Raw genomic sequence first — 13760 nt, 5'->3', positions numbered from 1 at the left:
ACCTACACAGGGTTACCACGGAGTGGGAAGCCGGGCGCACCGGCCTCCCACTCCGCTCCCTTTACCGGGGCTTTTGCAGAATCATTCGACGACCACACTGACTTTCGATGACGGAATAGCGGAAATCACCCCCCGGACCATCCCGTGTCAACCCAATTGTCGATTTCCCGGGTAAATGACAATTACCACCGGAATAGCCCTGTCCGGCTGGGTAGGGTCACCCCGTGCAATCCAGAAGTACCCCCGCTCCCCTTCCGCGCCAGGAGCCGGATCGCCGGGGCACCGAAACCGGTCTCCGGGAACGCCCCCTCGCCCCCGGGCGCCCCCTCGCCCCGGTCGGGTCCGACCGCCGCGAACCCGGCTGGCCGCCGATGAGCCGACGGCGGGCCGCCCTGCTCGCCGTCACCCTCGCCGGCTACCTGCTGGTGCTGGCCGGGGTCCTGCTCAACACCGCACTGGTCGACCTCGACTGGTCGGTCCGCCTGCTGCGCCCCTACGAGCGGTGGCCCCGGCTGGAGCCGCTGCTCGACACCTGGGTGGTCGCCGGGCAGCGCGGGCCCTCGGCGATCGCCGCCTTCGCCTGGCTCGGCTGGCGGGCCCACCGCCTCGGCCGGCTGCGTCCGCTGCTGGTCATGGGCATCGCGCTGTTGTTGCTCAACGTCACCGTCGGCGCGGTCAAGATCGTCACCGGCCGGCTCGGCCCGCACTACGCCCAGTACGTCGGCTCGCCCGAGCTCTTCTCCGGAGGCACCATCTTCCCCTCCGGCCACACCGCCAACGCGGTGGTCACCTGGGGCGTGCTCGCCTACCTCGCGGTCCGCTGGCGGCGCACCGGCGCGCTGATCGCTGCCGCCACCGCCTGCTCGATCGGCGTGACCACGGTCTACCTGGGCACCCACTGGGTCACCGACGTCCTGGCCGGCTGGGCCGCCGGGCTGCTCGTCCTGCTCTCCCTGCCGCTGCTGGAACCGCTGGTCGCCACCGCCGAACAGCGGCTGCGCCGACGCTTCGCCCGCCGGCACCTGCCCTGCTGAACCCGAGCCGCACCGAATCCGACGAGCCGGACCGGGCGAGCCGAGTCCGCGCCGCAGGCGCGCTGGACCTACCCCTCCCAGCTGCGCTCGACCACACCGTTGCGCACCGCGAGGTTGAGCCGCCCCTGCCGGTACTCCATGGTCATCAGGTCCCCCGGCTCCAGCACCCGGACCGACGCCCAGCCGTGCCGACGGGCCAGTTCCCGGGCCCGCTCGATCCGCAGCCCCGCGTACCCCTCGCCGTCCTGGCCCGCCGCGCCCGTACCCGAATCCGAGTCCGAGCCCGCCCCACCGGAGCCCGCCCCCACCGCGTCCGAACCCGACATCGCGCCTCCCCGGCTCGCTTCCTCGGACGTACGCTGGAATCGTAGCCCGACCCACGCGGTCCGGAGGTGAACGGCATGCGCACCACCACCCCGCGACGATGGCGCAGCGGCACCGAGCCGGCCACCGCCCGCAGCGACCTCAAGCTCCGCTACCTGCTCTCACTCGTCTTCACGCCGCTGTTCGCACTGGCGACGGTGGGCTTCGCCATCTGGGCGGCCGCCTCGCCGGCTTACGGCGCACCCAGCCGGGGCACCCTCACCGGCTTCGCCGTGGCCTGCGGCCTGCTCACCCTGTTCGCCGTCGTCGATCTCATGGTGGTCATCCGGCGTCGCCGGACCGAGCTCTGACGCGGTGTCTCCCATGGAGTGGGAAGTCGGCCCGGTCGACCTCCCACTCCGTGCCACCGGCCTCCCGGGCCTCAGCGGCCGCCGACCGCCTGCTTGACCAGCGTCCGCCCGAAGTCCCACATCAGTCCGCTCCCCCGGTGGGCCTCGTCCATGATGTCGGTGAAGGCATCCACGAACCGGTCCACATCGCGCTCGGTGATGATCAGCGGCGGGATCAGCTTGATCACTTCCAGGTGGTCCCCGGACACCTGGGTCAGGATGCGGTGCCGTTGCAGCAGCGGCACCACCACCATCTGCGCGAAGAGCCCCTTGCGCGCCGCCTGGAGCGCGGTCCAACCGGTGCGCAGCTTGAGCGACTTGGGCCGGCCGAACTCGATCCCGATCATCAGCCCGCGGCCGCGCACCTCGGCGAGCAGCTCGTACTTGTCCACCAGTGCGGCCAGTCGTTCGCGGAAGTGGTCGCCCACCTTGCGGGCGTTCTCCACCACCTGCTCGTCGCGCATGACCTCCAGGGTCGCCAGCCCGGCCGCCATGGCCTGGGCGTTGGACCCGAAGCTGGCCGAGTGCACCAGCACCCGGTCCATCGAGGAGTACACCTTCTCGAAGATCCAGCTCTTGCCGAGCGTCGCCCCGACCGGCACGTACCCGCCGGACAGTGCCTTGGCCGCGCAGACCAGGTCGGGCAGCACGCCGTCCTCGTGCTGGTAGGCGAAGAACACGCCGGTACGGCCGATGCCGGTCTGCACCTCGTCGCAGATCAGCAGCGCCCTGTGCTCGTGCAGCAGCGCCTGGGCGGCCCGCAGCCAGCCGGGCGGCGGCGCCTGGACGCCCTTGCCCTGGATCGGCTCGACGATCAGGCCCGCGACGTCGCCGCGCTTCAACTCCTTGGCCAGTGCGCCGAGGTCGCCGAGCGGAATGGCGGTGTCCGGCAGCAGCGGGTCGAAGCCCTTGCGGAAGCCGCTCTCCCCGTTGACCGAGAGCGAGCCGGTGGTCAGTCCGTGGAAGGCGTGGTCGGCGTAGAGGATCCGCCGGCGCCCGGTGGCGTACCTGGCGAACTTGAGCGCGGTCTCCACCGCCTCGGTGCCGCTGTTGCCGAAGAACACCCGATCCAGTCCGGGCGCGTGGGACAGCAGCCGCTCGGCCAGCAGGCCGGGCAGCGGCGAGCAGTCGAAGCGGAGCAGGTCCGGAAGGTCGAGGTCCATCACCTGCTGGATCGCCGAGCGCACCACCGGGTGGTGGCGGCCGAGCGCGAAGATGCCGAAGCCGGCCAGCATGTCGAGGTACTCGTTGCCCTCGGCGTCGTAGAAGTACTGGCCCCGGGCGCGCTCGTAGTACTTGTCGAAGCCGATGGTGTGCAGCATCCGCGACAGCTGCGGGTTGAGGTAGCGGCTCTGCAACTCGTAGCGCTCGCCGCCGCGTTCGGCGATCAGCGCGGCGAGGTCGAAGTCGGGGCGGTCTGGTTCAGCCGGCATGGCGCGGGTTCGCTCCTCGGGTCGGTAGCAGGTTCTTGGCGAAGACGGCGGTCTGGGCGGCGACCCCGGTCCCGGTCAGCCCGGCTTCCTCCAGGATCTCCCCGCGCGAGGCGTGGTCGAGGAACTCCTGCGGCAGGCCGAGCACCCGCACCGGCACGTCCACGTCGGCGTCGCGCAGCGCCTGGGCGACGGCCGAACCGACGCCGCCGGTACGACCGTTGTCCTCGACGGTGACCACCAGCCGGTGGGCGCCCGCCAGTTCGGGCAGCACCGGGTCGACCGGCTTGACCCAGCGCGGGTCGACCACGGTCGCGGTGAAGCCCTCGGCGAGCAGCAGCCGGGCCGCGTCCAGGCAGGCGGAGGCGGTGGCGCCGACCGCGACCAGCAGGATCTCCGGCGCCCGCCCGGTGCGCAGCAGCACGTCCACCCCGCCGATCCGTTCGACGGCCGGCACGGCGGGCCCGACGTTCCCCTTCGGGAAGCGCACGACGGTCGGGGCGTCCTCGACCTCGACGGCCTCGCGCAGCTGGACGCGCAGCTGTTCGGCGTCGCGCGGCGCGGCGAGCCGCAGGCCGGGGACGACCTGGAGGATCGACATGTCCCACATGCCGTTGTGCGAGGCGCCGTCCGGCCCGGTCACCCCGGAGCGGTCGAGCACGAAGGTGACGCCCAGTTTGTGCAGGGCGACGTCCATCAGGACCTGGTCGAAGGCCCGGTTGAGGAAGGTCGCGTACACCGCGACCACCGGGTGGAGCCCGCCGGTGGCCAGCCCCGCCGCGCTGGTGACGGCATGCTGCTCGGCGATCCCGACGTCGAAGGTCCGCACCGGGTAGGCCTTCGCGAACGGGGCCAGGCCCACCGGCTGGAGCATGGCCGCGGTGATCGCCACCAGGTCCGGCCGCTCGGCGCCGAGGGTGACCAGCTCGTCCCCGAACACCGAGGTCCAGGAGACGCCGCCGCTGGGCGAGATCGGCAGGCAGGTGTACGGGTCGATCGGGTTGACGGCGTGGAAGCGGTCGGCCTCGTCCTGCTCGGCCGGCCGGTAGCCGCGCCCCTTGACGGTCAGGCAGTGCACGATGACCGGCCCGCCGAAGTTGCGGGCCTGGCGCAGCGCCTGCTCGACCGCGCCCAGGTCGTGGCCGTCGATCGGCCCGAGGTACTTGAGGCCGAGGTCCTCGAACATGCCCTGCGGGGCGAAGGCGTCCTTGAACCCCTTCTTGGCGCCGTGCAACGCGTCGAAGATCGGCTGGCCGACCAGCGGGGTGCGCTGCAGGGCCTCCTTGCCGAGGGCGAGGAAGCGCTCGTAGCCCTGGGTGGTGCGCAGGGTGGCCAGGTGGTTGGCGAGGCCGCCGATGGTCCTGGCGTAGGAGCGCTCGTTGTCGTTGACGACGATGACCAGCGGCCGGTCGCGGGCCTCGGCGATGTTGTTGAGCGCCTCCCAGGCGAGCCCGCCGGTGAGCGCTCCGTCGCCGATCACCGCGACGGTGTGCCGGTCGTGCTGGCCGAGCAGTCGGGCGGCCTTGGCCAGGCCGTCGGCGTAGGAGAGCGCGGTGGAGGCGTGCGAGTTCTCGACCAGGTCGTGCTCGGACTCCCCCCGCGACGGGTACCCGGAGAGGCCGCCGCGCATCCGCAGCCGGCTGAAGTCCTGGCGGCCGGTGAGCAGTTTGTGGACGTAGCTCTGGTGGCCGGTGTCGAAGACGATCCGGTCGTACGGTGAGTCGAAGACCCGGTGCAGCGCGATCGTCAGCTCCACCACGCCGAGGTTGGGCCCGAGGTGGCCGCCGGTGCGGGTGACGGCGTCGATCAGGAAGTCGCGGATCTCGTCGGCGAGCAGCGGGAGCTCGGCCGTCGGGAGCTTGCGCAGCTCGGCCGGGGACGTGACGCGGGAGAGCATTGACATGGGTACACCTCACGACTCGGAGCGGTGCGGTGGTGCCTCCGCCCGGCCCGGGGACGGAGCCCGGCCTGGTTCGGGGACGGAGCCGACCCGGGCGCGGAGGCCCGGGCCGGGGTGCCGGCCTGGGGGTCAACTCCCGGTTCAGCGGCCCTGGTTGCCGCTGAGGGTCTCGGTGATGGCGCGCAGCGACTGCTGGAGCGAGCCCATGGTCGCGAGGACGGCGGTCGGCTCGTAGCCGCAGTGGGCCATGCAGTTCTCGCAGCGCGGGTCCCTGCCTCGGCCGTACTTGCTCCAGTCGGTCTTCTCGACCAGTTCGCGGTAGGTCGGCACGTAGCCGTCGGCCATCAGGTAGCAGGGCCGCTGCCAGCCGAACAGCGAGTAGTTGGGGATGCCCCAGGGGGTGCACTCGAAGTCGGCCTTGCCCTCCAGGAAGTCCAGGAAGAGCGGGCTGTGGTTGAGCCGCCAGCGCTTGCGGTTGCCGCCGGCGAAGGCCTTGCGGAAGAGCTCCCTGGTCTGCTCGACGCCGAGGAAGTGCTCCTGGTCGGGGGCCTTCTCGTAGGCGTAGGCGGGCGAGATCATCATCTCGTCCACCTTGAGCTCGTCGTTGAGGTAGTCCAGCACCTCGATGACGGTCTGCGGGGTGTCGGTGTTGAAGAAGGTGCTGTTGGTGGTGACCCGGAAGCCGCGCCGCTTGGCCTCCTTGATCGCGGCCACCGCCTCGTCGAAGGTGCCCTCCTTGGCCACCGACTCGTCGTGCCGCTCGCGCATGCCGTCGATGTGCACGGCGAAGGTGAAGTACGGCGAGGGCTCGAACTTGTCGATCTTCTTGCGCAGCAGCAGCGCGTTGGTGCAGAGGAACACGTACTTGCGGCGCTCGACCAGCTGCCGGACGATCTCGTCGATCTGCGGGTGCATCAGCGGCTCGCCGCCTGCGATCGAGACCATCGGGGCACCCGACTCCAGGACCGCGCCGACCGCCTGGGCGACGGGCATCCGCTGCTTCAGGACGCCCGCCGGGTGCTGGATCTTGCCGCAGCCCTCGCAGGCGAGGTTGCAGGCGAAGAGCGGTTCCAGCTCCACGATCAGCGGGAACTTGTCCCGGCGCTTGAGCAGCTTCTGCTGCATGAGGTAGGTGCCGACCCGCACGGTCTGGCGCAACGGCATGGCCATGGCTAGCTCGCCTCCTGGGGGAGCGTCGAGGATGTGGGGTGGTTCAGGTCTGCGGAGCCGGGCGCGCACTCCTGCCGGTACCAGTCGACCAGGGCGGGTACCGTCGCCCGCAGGGTCCGCCAGGCTCGCACCCCGGCCGGGAGGGTGCCGGGCCGCAGCAGCTCGTGCTCGGGCGTGTCCACCACCACCCGCAGGACGGCCGTCGGCAGCGTGGACCGCACCTCGCGCAGCGTGGCAAGGACGGCGGCGGCCTCCATGTCGACGGCGAGCGCACCCTGGAGGTGCAGCGCCCGCCGTTCGAGGCCGCGCACCACGTGGTCGGCGGTGTGGTGCACCCCGGTGTGCACGGTCAGGCCGCGCTCCTTCAGCGCCCGGCCGAGCTCCGCCCCGGAGTCGAGCGGGTACAGGTGGCCCTCGGCGTCGCGCACTCCGTCGGCGGCGACCACGTCGCCGGGCAGCACGCCCGGGCCGAGCGCGGCGCCGAAGCCGGCCACCACCACGGCGCCGTAGCCGGTGGGGGCGGAGCCGAGCAGCCGCCGGACGGCCGTCCCGGCGCGCCGCCGGCCGACCCCGGTGCGCACCAGCACCGGGGATCCGCCGGCCGCGCCGCGCCAGTCCCCGCCGCGCAGGGCCCAGACCTCGGGGCCCAGGGCGCAGAGCACCAGCAGGGGCGCGGTGGTCACCGCGCCACCCCGATCGCCGGGGCGCCGTCGGCCCGGCTCGTGCCCGGGGTGCCGTTGAGGTAGCGGCCGAGCGCGGTGACCGGGAAGACCAGCCGGTACAGGTGGTAGTTGATGGAGAAGTCCCACGGGAAGCCGGTGCCGGTGAACTGCGGTTCGTCCCAGGTGCCCTCGGGGAGCTGGGTGCGCACCAGCCACTCCACGCCGCGTTCGACCGCCGGGTTGGCCCGGCACTGCGGCCCCTCGCCGGCCGCGAGCAGCGCCATCAGCGCCCACGCGGTCTGCGAGGCGGTGGAGTCGCCGCGCCCGGCCCAGCGCGCCGGGTCGTCGTAGGAGCGCATGTCCTCGCCCCAGCCACCGTCGGCGTTCTGCCGGTCCTCCAGCCAGCGCACCGCCCGGCGGATCGCCGGGTGCTCGTCCGGGACGCCGGCCGCCACCAGGGCGGGCAGCACCGAGCCGGTTCCGTAGATGTAGTTGGTGCCCCAGCGGCCGAACCAGGAGCCGTCCGCCTCCTGGTTGCGCAGCAGCCACTCGATGCCGCGCCTGGTCCGCGGGTCGCGGGAGCGGCCGGTCTCGGCGAGCATCTCCACCACGTGCGCGGTGACGTCGGCGGACGGCGGGTCGACCACCTCGCCGAAGTCGCAGAACGGCAGCTTGTTGGGCAGCGTGCTGGTGTTGTCCACGTCGAAGGCGCCCCAGGCGCCGTTCTTGGACTGCATGCCGAGGTTCCACAGCACGCCCCGGTCCACCGCCGCGTCGACCCTGGCCGGGTCGGGGTGGGCGACCCGGCGCAGCGCGAGCACCACCTCGGCGGTGTCGTCGATGTCGGGGTAGGTGTCGTTCTCGAACTCGAAGGCCCAGCCGCCGGGGGCGAGCCCGGGCCGCTGGACGGCCCAGTCGCCGCGCTTGCGGATCTCCTCGCCGAGCATCCAGTCCACGGCGGAGACCAGCGCCGGGTGGTCGGCCGGCACCCCGGCGTCGACCAGGGCGATGGTGGCCAGGCAGGTGTCCCAGACCGGGGACTGGCAGGCTTCCAGCCAGCGTTTGCCGTCCTCGGTGTGCACGGTGAAGCGGTCGAAGGAGGAGAGCCCGGCCTTCACCACCGGGTGCTCCAGCTCGTAACCCTCCAGGTGCAGGGCGATCAGCGAGTAGACGGCGGGGGGCTGGATGCCGCCCCAGCAGCCGTCGGCCTCCTGCCGTTCGACGATCCAGCGGCAGGCCTGCGAGACGGCGAGCCGGCGCAGCGGGCGGAAGGCCCGGCGGTGGTAGGCGTGCAGCGCCTTGTCGAGGCGCTCGAAGAGGCCGTCCCAGGTGGTGGCGGGGGCGAGCGGCCGGTGGGGGTACGGGTCGTCCGGGTCGGTGTGCAGCTCGGTGAGCGCGAAGGGGGCCGGACGGACCGGGCGGTGGGACGAGACGACGGTCAGCGGGACGATGGTCTGGCGGGCCCAGCAGCCGAAGGCGTAGATGTTCAGCGGCAGCCACTTGGGCAGGAAGATGATCTCGGGCGGCATCTCGGGCAGCCGCTCCCAGGGCCACCAGCCGAACAGTGCGAGCCAGATCCGGGTGAACACCCGGGCGGCGGCGATGCCGCCGGCGGAGCGGACGTAGCGCGCGGCGGCCAGCATGTGCGGGGCGTCCGGGTCGTCGCCGGCCAGCTTGAGCGCGACGTAGGCCTCGACCGTGGTGGACAGTTCGGGCGGACCGCCGTGGAAGGTGGACCAGGTGCCGTCCTCGCGCTGCTGGGAGCGGATCCACTCGGCGGTGGCGTGGGTCTGCTCCTCGGTGCGGATTCCCAGGAACTGGCGGAGCAGTAAGTCCTCGGCGTCCATGGTGACGTTCGTCTCCAGGTCACCCTTCCACCAGCCCTCCGAAGACTGCAGGGAGAGCAGGTGGGTGGTGGCGCGGGCCAGGGCCTCCCGCGCGTCGGCCGGTCGGAGGTCCGCCTCACCGGCCGGCCGGAGCTGGCCGGTGTCCTCGGGCTGCCGCCGCCCCGCGCCCAGCAGGGCCGGGGGGCGGTCGCCCACCGCGACCGGCTCGGAATCGTACTCAGGGTCGAGCCGGCCGTCCGCGGTTGCTGTCAACGTAACGTCACCTCTCTCGTACCACCACGAATTCGGCGAGTGCGACGAAGTGCTCGCGCACCTCGTCGGACATGGGCACCTCGTCCAGGGCGGCGAGGGCAGTCGTGTGCTGGCGGCGGGCCTCCTCCTGGGTCCAGGCCCGGCCGCCGGCCTCCTCGATCAGCGCGGCCCGGGCGGCGAGCTCGGGCTCACTCTCTTCCCCGCGTCCCTTCGGGTCGGCCAGTTCCTCGGCGAGCCGACGCGAGGCCGCTCCGCCCTCGGCCAGTGCGGCGGCCACCGGCAGGGACTTCTTGCGCTGGCGCAGGTCTCCCCAGTGGGGCTTGCCGGTGACCTCGGTGGCACCCCAGATGCCGAGCAGGTCGTCCACCGCCTGGAAGGCCAGACCGAGGTGGTGGCCGTAGCGCTGGAGCGCGCCGGAGACCTTGTCGTCCGCACCGGCCAGGACGGCGCCGATCGCCGAGGCGGCGGCCAGCAGTGCCGCCGTCTTGCCGCCCTCCATCTCCAGGCACTCGGCGACCGTGACGCTGTCGCGCTGTTCGAAGGCGACGTCCATGGCCTGGCCGTCGATCAGCCGGCGGGTCGCCGTGGTGAGCAGTCGGACGGCGCGCGCGGCGTCGGTGGCGCTCGTGCCACCGGTCACCGCGGCGTCGAGCAGCACCTCCGTGCCGAGTGTCGCCAGGGCGTCACCGACCAGGATCGCCTGGGCCGGCCCGAAGACCGTCCAGGCGGTGGCCCGGTGCCGCCGGGTCTCGTCACCGTCCATCAGATCATCATGAAGGAGGGAGAAGTTGTGCACCAGTTCAACCGCAACTCCGCCCGGCACCCCCACCTCGGCCTCCGCGCCGGTGGCCCGGGCGGACAGCAGCGCCAGCGCCGGGCGCACGGCCTTGCCGCCGTCCCCCGTCACCGGGGTGCCGTCCCGGTCGATCCAGCCGAAGTGGTAGGCGGCGACGGTCTCCATGGGTGCAGCCAAACGGGCGACCGCGGCCCGTAGTGGCGGGGTGCAGAGCGTACGGCTGCGGGCGAGCAGCTCCGGCACCGAGACCGGTTCGGCGTGCGCCGTGCCTCCGACGGCGAAGCCGGTGCGTGACTCCACGTGCGTTCCCTCTCCCTCGTGGTGCCGGACCGCACGGGGCGGCCGGGTGTTGTCGGTGCGGCCGGTGTCGAATCGAGTGGTGCCGGTGGTGCCGGTGCGGCCGGCCGGACCGCTCCCGGTGGTTGCGCCGATGCGCTCGACGGTACGCCCGTCGGCTCTGGCGGGCTCTCCGGCGGCGGGGCCCGCCGTCACCTGGGCCACCTCCCGTCGCCGCGGTCCACCGGCACCCGGGTGCCGGCCGCGGCGAGCGCGGCGTCGGCCGCGGCGTGGCCGCTGCGCACGGCCCCCTCCATGGTCGCGGGCCAGCCGGTGGCCGTCCACGAGCCGGCCAGCAGCAGGCCGGGAACCTCGGTGCGGGCCGACGGGCGCAGCGCCCCGTTGCCCGGGGCCGGGTCGAAGGTCGCGGTGCGCTCCCGGGTGACGAAGAAGTCCAGCACCTCTGCCTGGGCCGCGGCCGGCAGCAGCCGGCCCAGCTCGGGCAGGTAGCGGCGGCGCAGCTCGGCGACCGGCAGGTCGATCTCGTCCTGCACGGCGGACTGCGACAGCGCCAGGTACTGGGCGCCCGGGTGGGCCCGGCCCAGCCCGGTGGCGGCCAGGCCGGAGTGCGCGGTGCGGTCGAAGACCCACTGAACCGGGGAGCCGAGCGCGGCGAAGAACGGACGGCGCAGCACCTTGCGGTCGTAGATCACGTGCACGTTGAGGATCGGCGCGGTGCCGAAACCGGCCAGCCGCTCCTGCCCGGGGATCGCGTTCGGCGGCAGCAGCGCGGCCGCGCTGTCCTGGGCGCCGGCCAGCACGACGGTCTCGGCGGTGAGCAGTTCCCCGCCCTCCAGCCGGACGGCGTGCTGCGGCGCGGCCGGCTTCAGCTCGGCCACTCGGGCCCGCAGCAGCACCCGGACTCCGGCCCGCTCAAGCTCGGCGAGCGCCCGGTCGTGGTGGATCGTGCCGAGCGGAACGGCGGCGATGCCGATGTCCGAGGCGCCCGGGTCGGAGAGCAGGCCGGTCTTGAACACCATCCCGGCGAGCGCCATCGACACCTGGTCGGCCCGGGCGTTCAGGGTGGCGACGCCGACCAGGTCCCACAGGGCGGCCTGGGTGGCGGCGTTCTGCCCGTTGCGGCGCAGCCACTCGCCGAAGGAGACCCCGTCCAGTGCCGGGTCGGCGAGGTCCAGGCGCTGCAGGGCGAGCGCGCCGCGGACCACCCGGACCCGGTCGGCCGGGGACAGGTGCGGGTAGCGGGCCAGGCTGTCGGCCAGGTGCAGCGGGACGGGCAGGCCGGCCCGGCGCAGCCGGCCGAGGGTGCGCACCGGGGCGGCCTCGGGCCCGGTGACGGCGAGTACCGGGATGTCGAGGCGGTCCTGGAGGTGGACCAGCCGGGTGGCGCCGAGGCGCTCCAGCAGGCCCCGGTAGGCGGTGCAGCAGCGCAGGTAGACGTGCTGGCCGTTGTCGACCGTCAGCTCGCCGCGCCGGAAGGAGAAGGCCAGGCCGCCGAGCCGGGGCCGGCCCTCCGCGAGGGTGACCCGGTGGCCCGCCTCGGCAAGACGCAGTGCGGTGGTGATCCCGGCCAGGCCGCCGCCGACCACGACGGCCGCCGGGCAGGCAGCATCGGCTCGCCCGGTCATCGGCCCTCCCCCTCGCAGTCGGTGGACCGCCCGCAGGCGGTCGCTGAAGCCGGTACTCGCTCGGTCAACACGGAACTGCCCGCTCGTGATTCCCCGCTGACACAGCGTGACAGAACTGTCGCGAGAATCAAGAACGCCCCCCGGCGAGCCCGGAAAGCGCCACGTACGCCTTCTCCCAGCCCGGCAGCGAGACCCGGCCGCGCAGCACCGACTCCGGGTCTGCGGCGATCCGGCCGAGCAGCCGGTGGTAGATCCCGGCCATCGCGGCGGTGCAGGCGCGGCTGCGGCGGTCGAGCATCGGCAGCAGCCGCAGCCCCTCCTCGAAGGCCGCCTGGGCGCGGGCGGCCTCGAAGGCCACCAGGCCGGTGAAGTCCGCGCCGAGCGGCGGCTCGGGCAGTGCGAAGCCCTGCTCGCAGCCGAACCGGACCAGGTCCTCGGCGGGCAGGTAGGTGCGGCCGTTCAGGGCGTCCTCGCGCAGGTCGCGCAGGATGTTGGTGAGCTGCAGCGCCAGGCCCAGGGTGTCCGCGTAGCGCGCCCCGAGCTCCGGGTCGTCGCAGCCGTAGACGCCCAGCGAGAGCCGGCCGATCGCGCCGGCCACGCACCGGCAGTAGACCTTCAGCTCCTCGTAGGTCTGGTACTCGGCGCCCTTGAGGTCCATCTCGACGCCGTCGATCAGCTCGTCGAAGCCGCCGAGCGGGATCGGGAAGCGCCGGGCCGCGTCGGCCAGGGCGACCTTGATCGGGTCGGTGTCGTCCTCGGCGACCACCCCGGAGCGGACCTCGTCCACCAGTTCCCGGGTGCGTAGCAGAGCCTCGGCCTTGCGGTCGTCCGGGAGGTCGCCGTCGCCGATGTCGTCCACCCGGCGGGCCAGGGCGTACAGGGCCGACATGGCCAGCCGCTTGGGTTCGGGCAGCAGCCGGATGCCGTAGCTGAAGTTGCGTGCCTGCAGCCCGGTGACTGCCTCGCAGTACCGGTACGCCGCCATGACCTGGGCCGGCGCCAGTGGTGATGCCGCCACTCGGGCGTTCACCTTCCCTTCGCGAAGATGGCCGCCGCCTTCGCTGCGAGGCGGCGCTTGTCCGGCTTCGCCTGCTGGGCGAGCACGTCGTACCCGGCGTCCTCGACGGCCGCCAGGGCCGCGTAGCCGCCTGCGGTGAATCCCGCCAGGAGCAGTCGAAGCCTCCCCCGAACCGTACCCACCAATGGTGCGCCGCGGTCGAGCAGGGTGCGGGCCCGCTCGACCTCGAAGGCGATCAGCTCGCGCACCGCGCCGTCGGCGGAGGGGGCCGCGAGGTCGGCCTCGGTGACGCCGAAGCGGGCCATGTCCTCGGCGGGCAGGTAGATCCGGCCGTGGGCCAGGTCCTCGGCCACGTCCTGGAGGTGTTCGACCACCTGGAGGCCGCTGCACACGGCGTCCGAGAGCTCGATCCGCTCGGGGGTGGAGACGCCCGCGATGGCCAGCACGAGGCGGCCGACCGGGTCGGCGGAGAGGGTGCAGTAGCCGATCAGGTCGTCGAAGGTGGCGTAGCGGGTGGTGGTCTGGTCCACCCGGTTGGCCTCGATCAGACGGCGGAACGGTTCGGGGGTCAGGCCTCGGCGGTCGACCAGCGGGACGAGCGCGCTCATCAGCGGGTGGCGGGGGCGGTCGGGGCCGGCCCCGGAACCGCCGGCGGAGCGCAGTGCGGTCTCGAAGACCCGGTCGAGGTCCTGCTCCAGTCCGTCGAGCAGGGCGAGCCGGAAGGCGGTCTCCTGCGCAGTCGGCGGGCCGGACTGGTCCGAAGGGGTGGCGGGGGGCGTCTGCTCGACCCCGAGCAGGCGGGCGGTGGCGGCCGGGTCGGCCAGGTCGCCGTCGCCGGTGTCGTCGACCAGGCGGGCGAAGCCGTACACCGCCATCAGGTCGTCGCGCCAGGCCGCGGGCAGGAAGAACGGGGCGACCGGGAAGTTCTCCGCGCCCGCCTTCTCCAGGGTCTGTCCTACGGAACTGTTCACCGGCGTATCTCTGGGCTGGGCCGAAGCCGACACTGCTGTCACTCC

At 73.1% G+C, this 13760-nt stretch carries 12 protein-coding genes; 2 read left to right on the top strand and 10 right to left on the bottom strand.

The genetic code is table 11. The features are described from left to right. Positions 1–371 precede the first annotated feature (371 nt). Entirely contained in the window at positions 372–1034 is a 663-nt protein-coding gene (locus ACIRRH_RS35275; protein ID WP_403075671.1) for a phosphatase PAP2 family protein, read from the top strand. Positions 1035–1102: 68 nt separating this feature from the next. On the opposite strand, the gene ACIRRH_RS35270 is transcribed toward ACIRRH_RS35275, so the two are convergent. Then, the gene (locus ACIRRH_RS35270) at positions 1103–1360 is read right to left on the bottom strand and encodes an I78 family peptidase inhibitor (protein WP_403075670.1); all 258 of its coding nucleotides are present in this window, start codon (positions 1358–1360) and stop codon (positions 1103–1105) included. Between the two features lie 75 nt (positions 1361–1435). Between ACIRRH_RS35270 and ACIRRH_RS35265 the strand changes: the two genes are divergently transcribed. Continuing rightward, positions 1436–1708 carry a DUF6343 family protein gene (locus ACIRRH_RS35265; RefSeq protein WP_403075669.1) on the top strand — a complete coding sequence of 91 codons (273 nt, stop codon included), beginning with the start codon at positions 1436–1438 and terminating at the stop codon, positions 1706–1708. 71 nt (positions 1709–1779) lie between these two features. Here the strand turns inward: ACIRRH_RS35265 and ACIRRH_RS35260 are convergent, their stop codons facing one another. From ACIRRH_RS35260 to hpnC, 9 genes are all read right to left on the bottom strand, one after another. Continuing rightward, positions 1780–3180: an aspartate aminotransferase family protein gene (locus tag ACIRRH_RS35260; RefSeq protein ID WP_403075667.1), complete on the bottom strand. Its 1401-nt coding sequence runs from the start codon at positions 3178–3180 to the stop codon at positions 1780–1782. Beyond that, positions 3170–5080 carry a 1-deoxy-D-xylulose-5-phosphate synthase gene (gene dxs, locus ACIRRH_RS35255; RefSeq protein WP_403075664.1) on the bottom strand — a complete coding sequence of 637 codons (1911 nt, stop codon included), beginning with the start codon at positions 5078–5080 and terminating at the stop codon, positions 3170–3172. Before dxs ends, ACIRRH_RS35260 begins: the two co-directional genes overlap by 11 nt. Before the next feature lie 138 nt (positions 5081–5218). After that, positions 5219–6247: an adenosyl-hopene transferase HpnH gene (gene hpnH, locus ACIRRH_RS35250; protein ID WP_403075661.1), complete on the bottom strand. Its 1029-nt coding sequence runs from the start codon at positions 6245–6247 to the stop codon at positions 5219–5221. Between the two features lie 2 nt (positions 6248–6249). Next, complete coding sequence (locus ACIRRH_RS35245) at positions 6250–6930, bottom strand: 1-hydroxy-2-methyl-2-butenyl 4-diphosphate reductase (RefSeq protein ID WP_403075658.1); 681 nt, start codon at positions 6928–6930, stop codon at positions 6250–6252. After that, positions 6927–9008, bottom strand: coding sequence for a squalene--hopene cyclase (shc, locus tag ACIRRH_RS35240; protein WP_403075656.1), 2082 nt, complete (start codon positions 9006–9008; stop codon positions 6927–6929). The genes ACIRRH_RS35245 and shc overlap by 4 nt, the downstream gene beginning before the upstream one ends. Before the next feature lie 7 nt (positions 9009–9015). Then, entirely contained in the window at positions 9016–10104 is a 1089-nt protein-coding gene (locus ACIRRH_RS35235) for a polyprenyl synthetase family protein (protein WP_374120150.1), read from the bottom strand. Between the two features lie 188 nt (positions 10105–10292). Then, the gene (gene hpnE, locus ACIRRH_RS35230; protein ID WP_403075653.1) at positions 10293–11726 is read right to left on the bottom strand and encodes a hydroxysqualene dehydroxylase HpnE; all 1434 of its coding nucleotides are present in this window, start codon (positions 11724–11726) and stop codon (positions 10293–10295) included. A gap of 127 nt (positions 11727–11853) precedes the next feature. Continuing rightward, a complete protein-coding gene (gene hpnD / locus ACIRRH_RS35225; protein ID WP_224281131.1) occupies positions 11854–12711 on the bottom strand; it encodes a presqualene diphosphate synthase HpnD in 858 nt (285 codons plus the stop codon). A gap of 41 nt (positions 12712–12752) precedes the next feature. Continuing rightward, the gene (hpnC, locus tag ACIRRH_RS35220; RefSeq protein WP_403075651.1) at positions 12753–13715 is read right to left on the bottom strand and encodes a squalene synthase HpnC; all 963 of its coding nucleotides are present in this window, start codon (positions 13713–13715) and stop codon (positions 12753–12755) included. Positions 13716–13760 lie beyond the last annotated feature (45 nt).

It is taken from the genome of Kitasatospora sp. NPDC101235 (assembly GCF_044767505.1).
Classification (GTDB): Bacteria; Actinomycetota; Actinomycetes; order Streptomycetales; family Streptomycetaceae; genus Kitasatospora.
The sequence above is the reverse complement of the archived record's forward strand: the minus strand, read 5'-3'. Positions and strand labels throughout refer to the sequence as shown.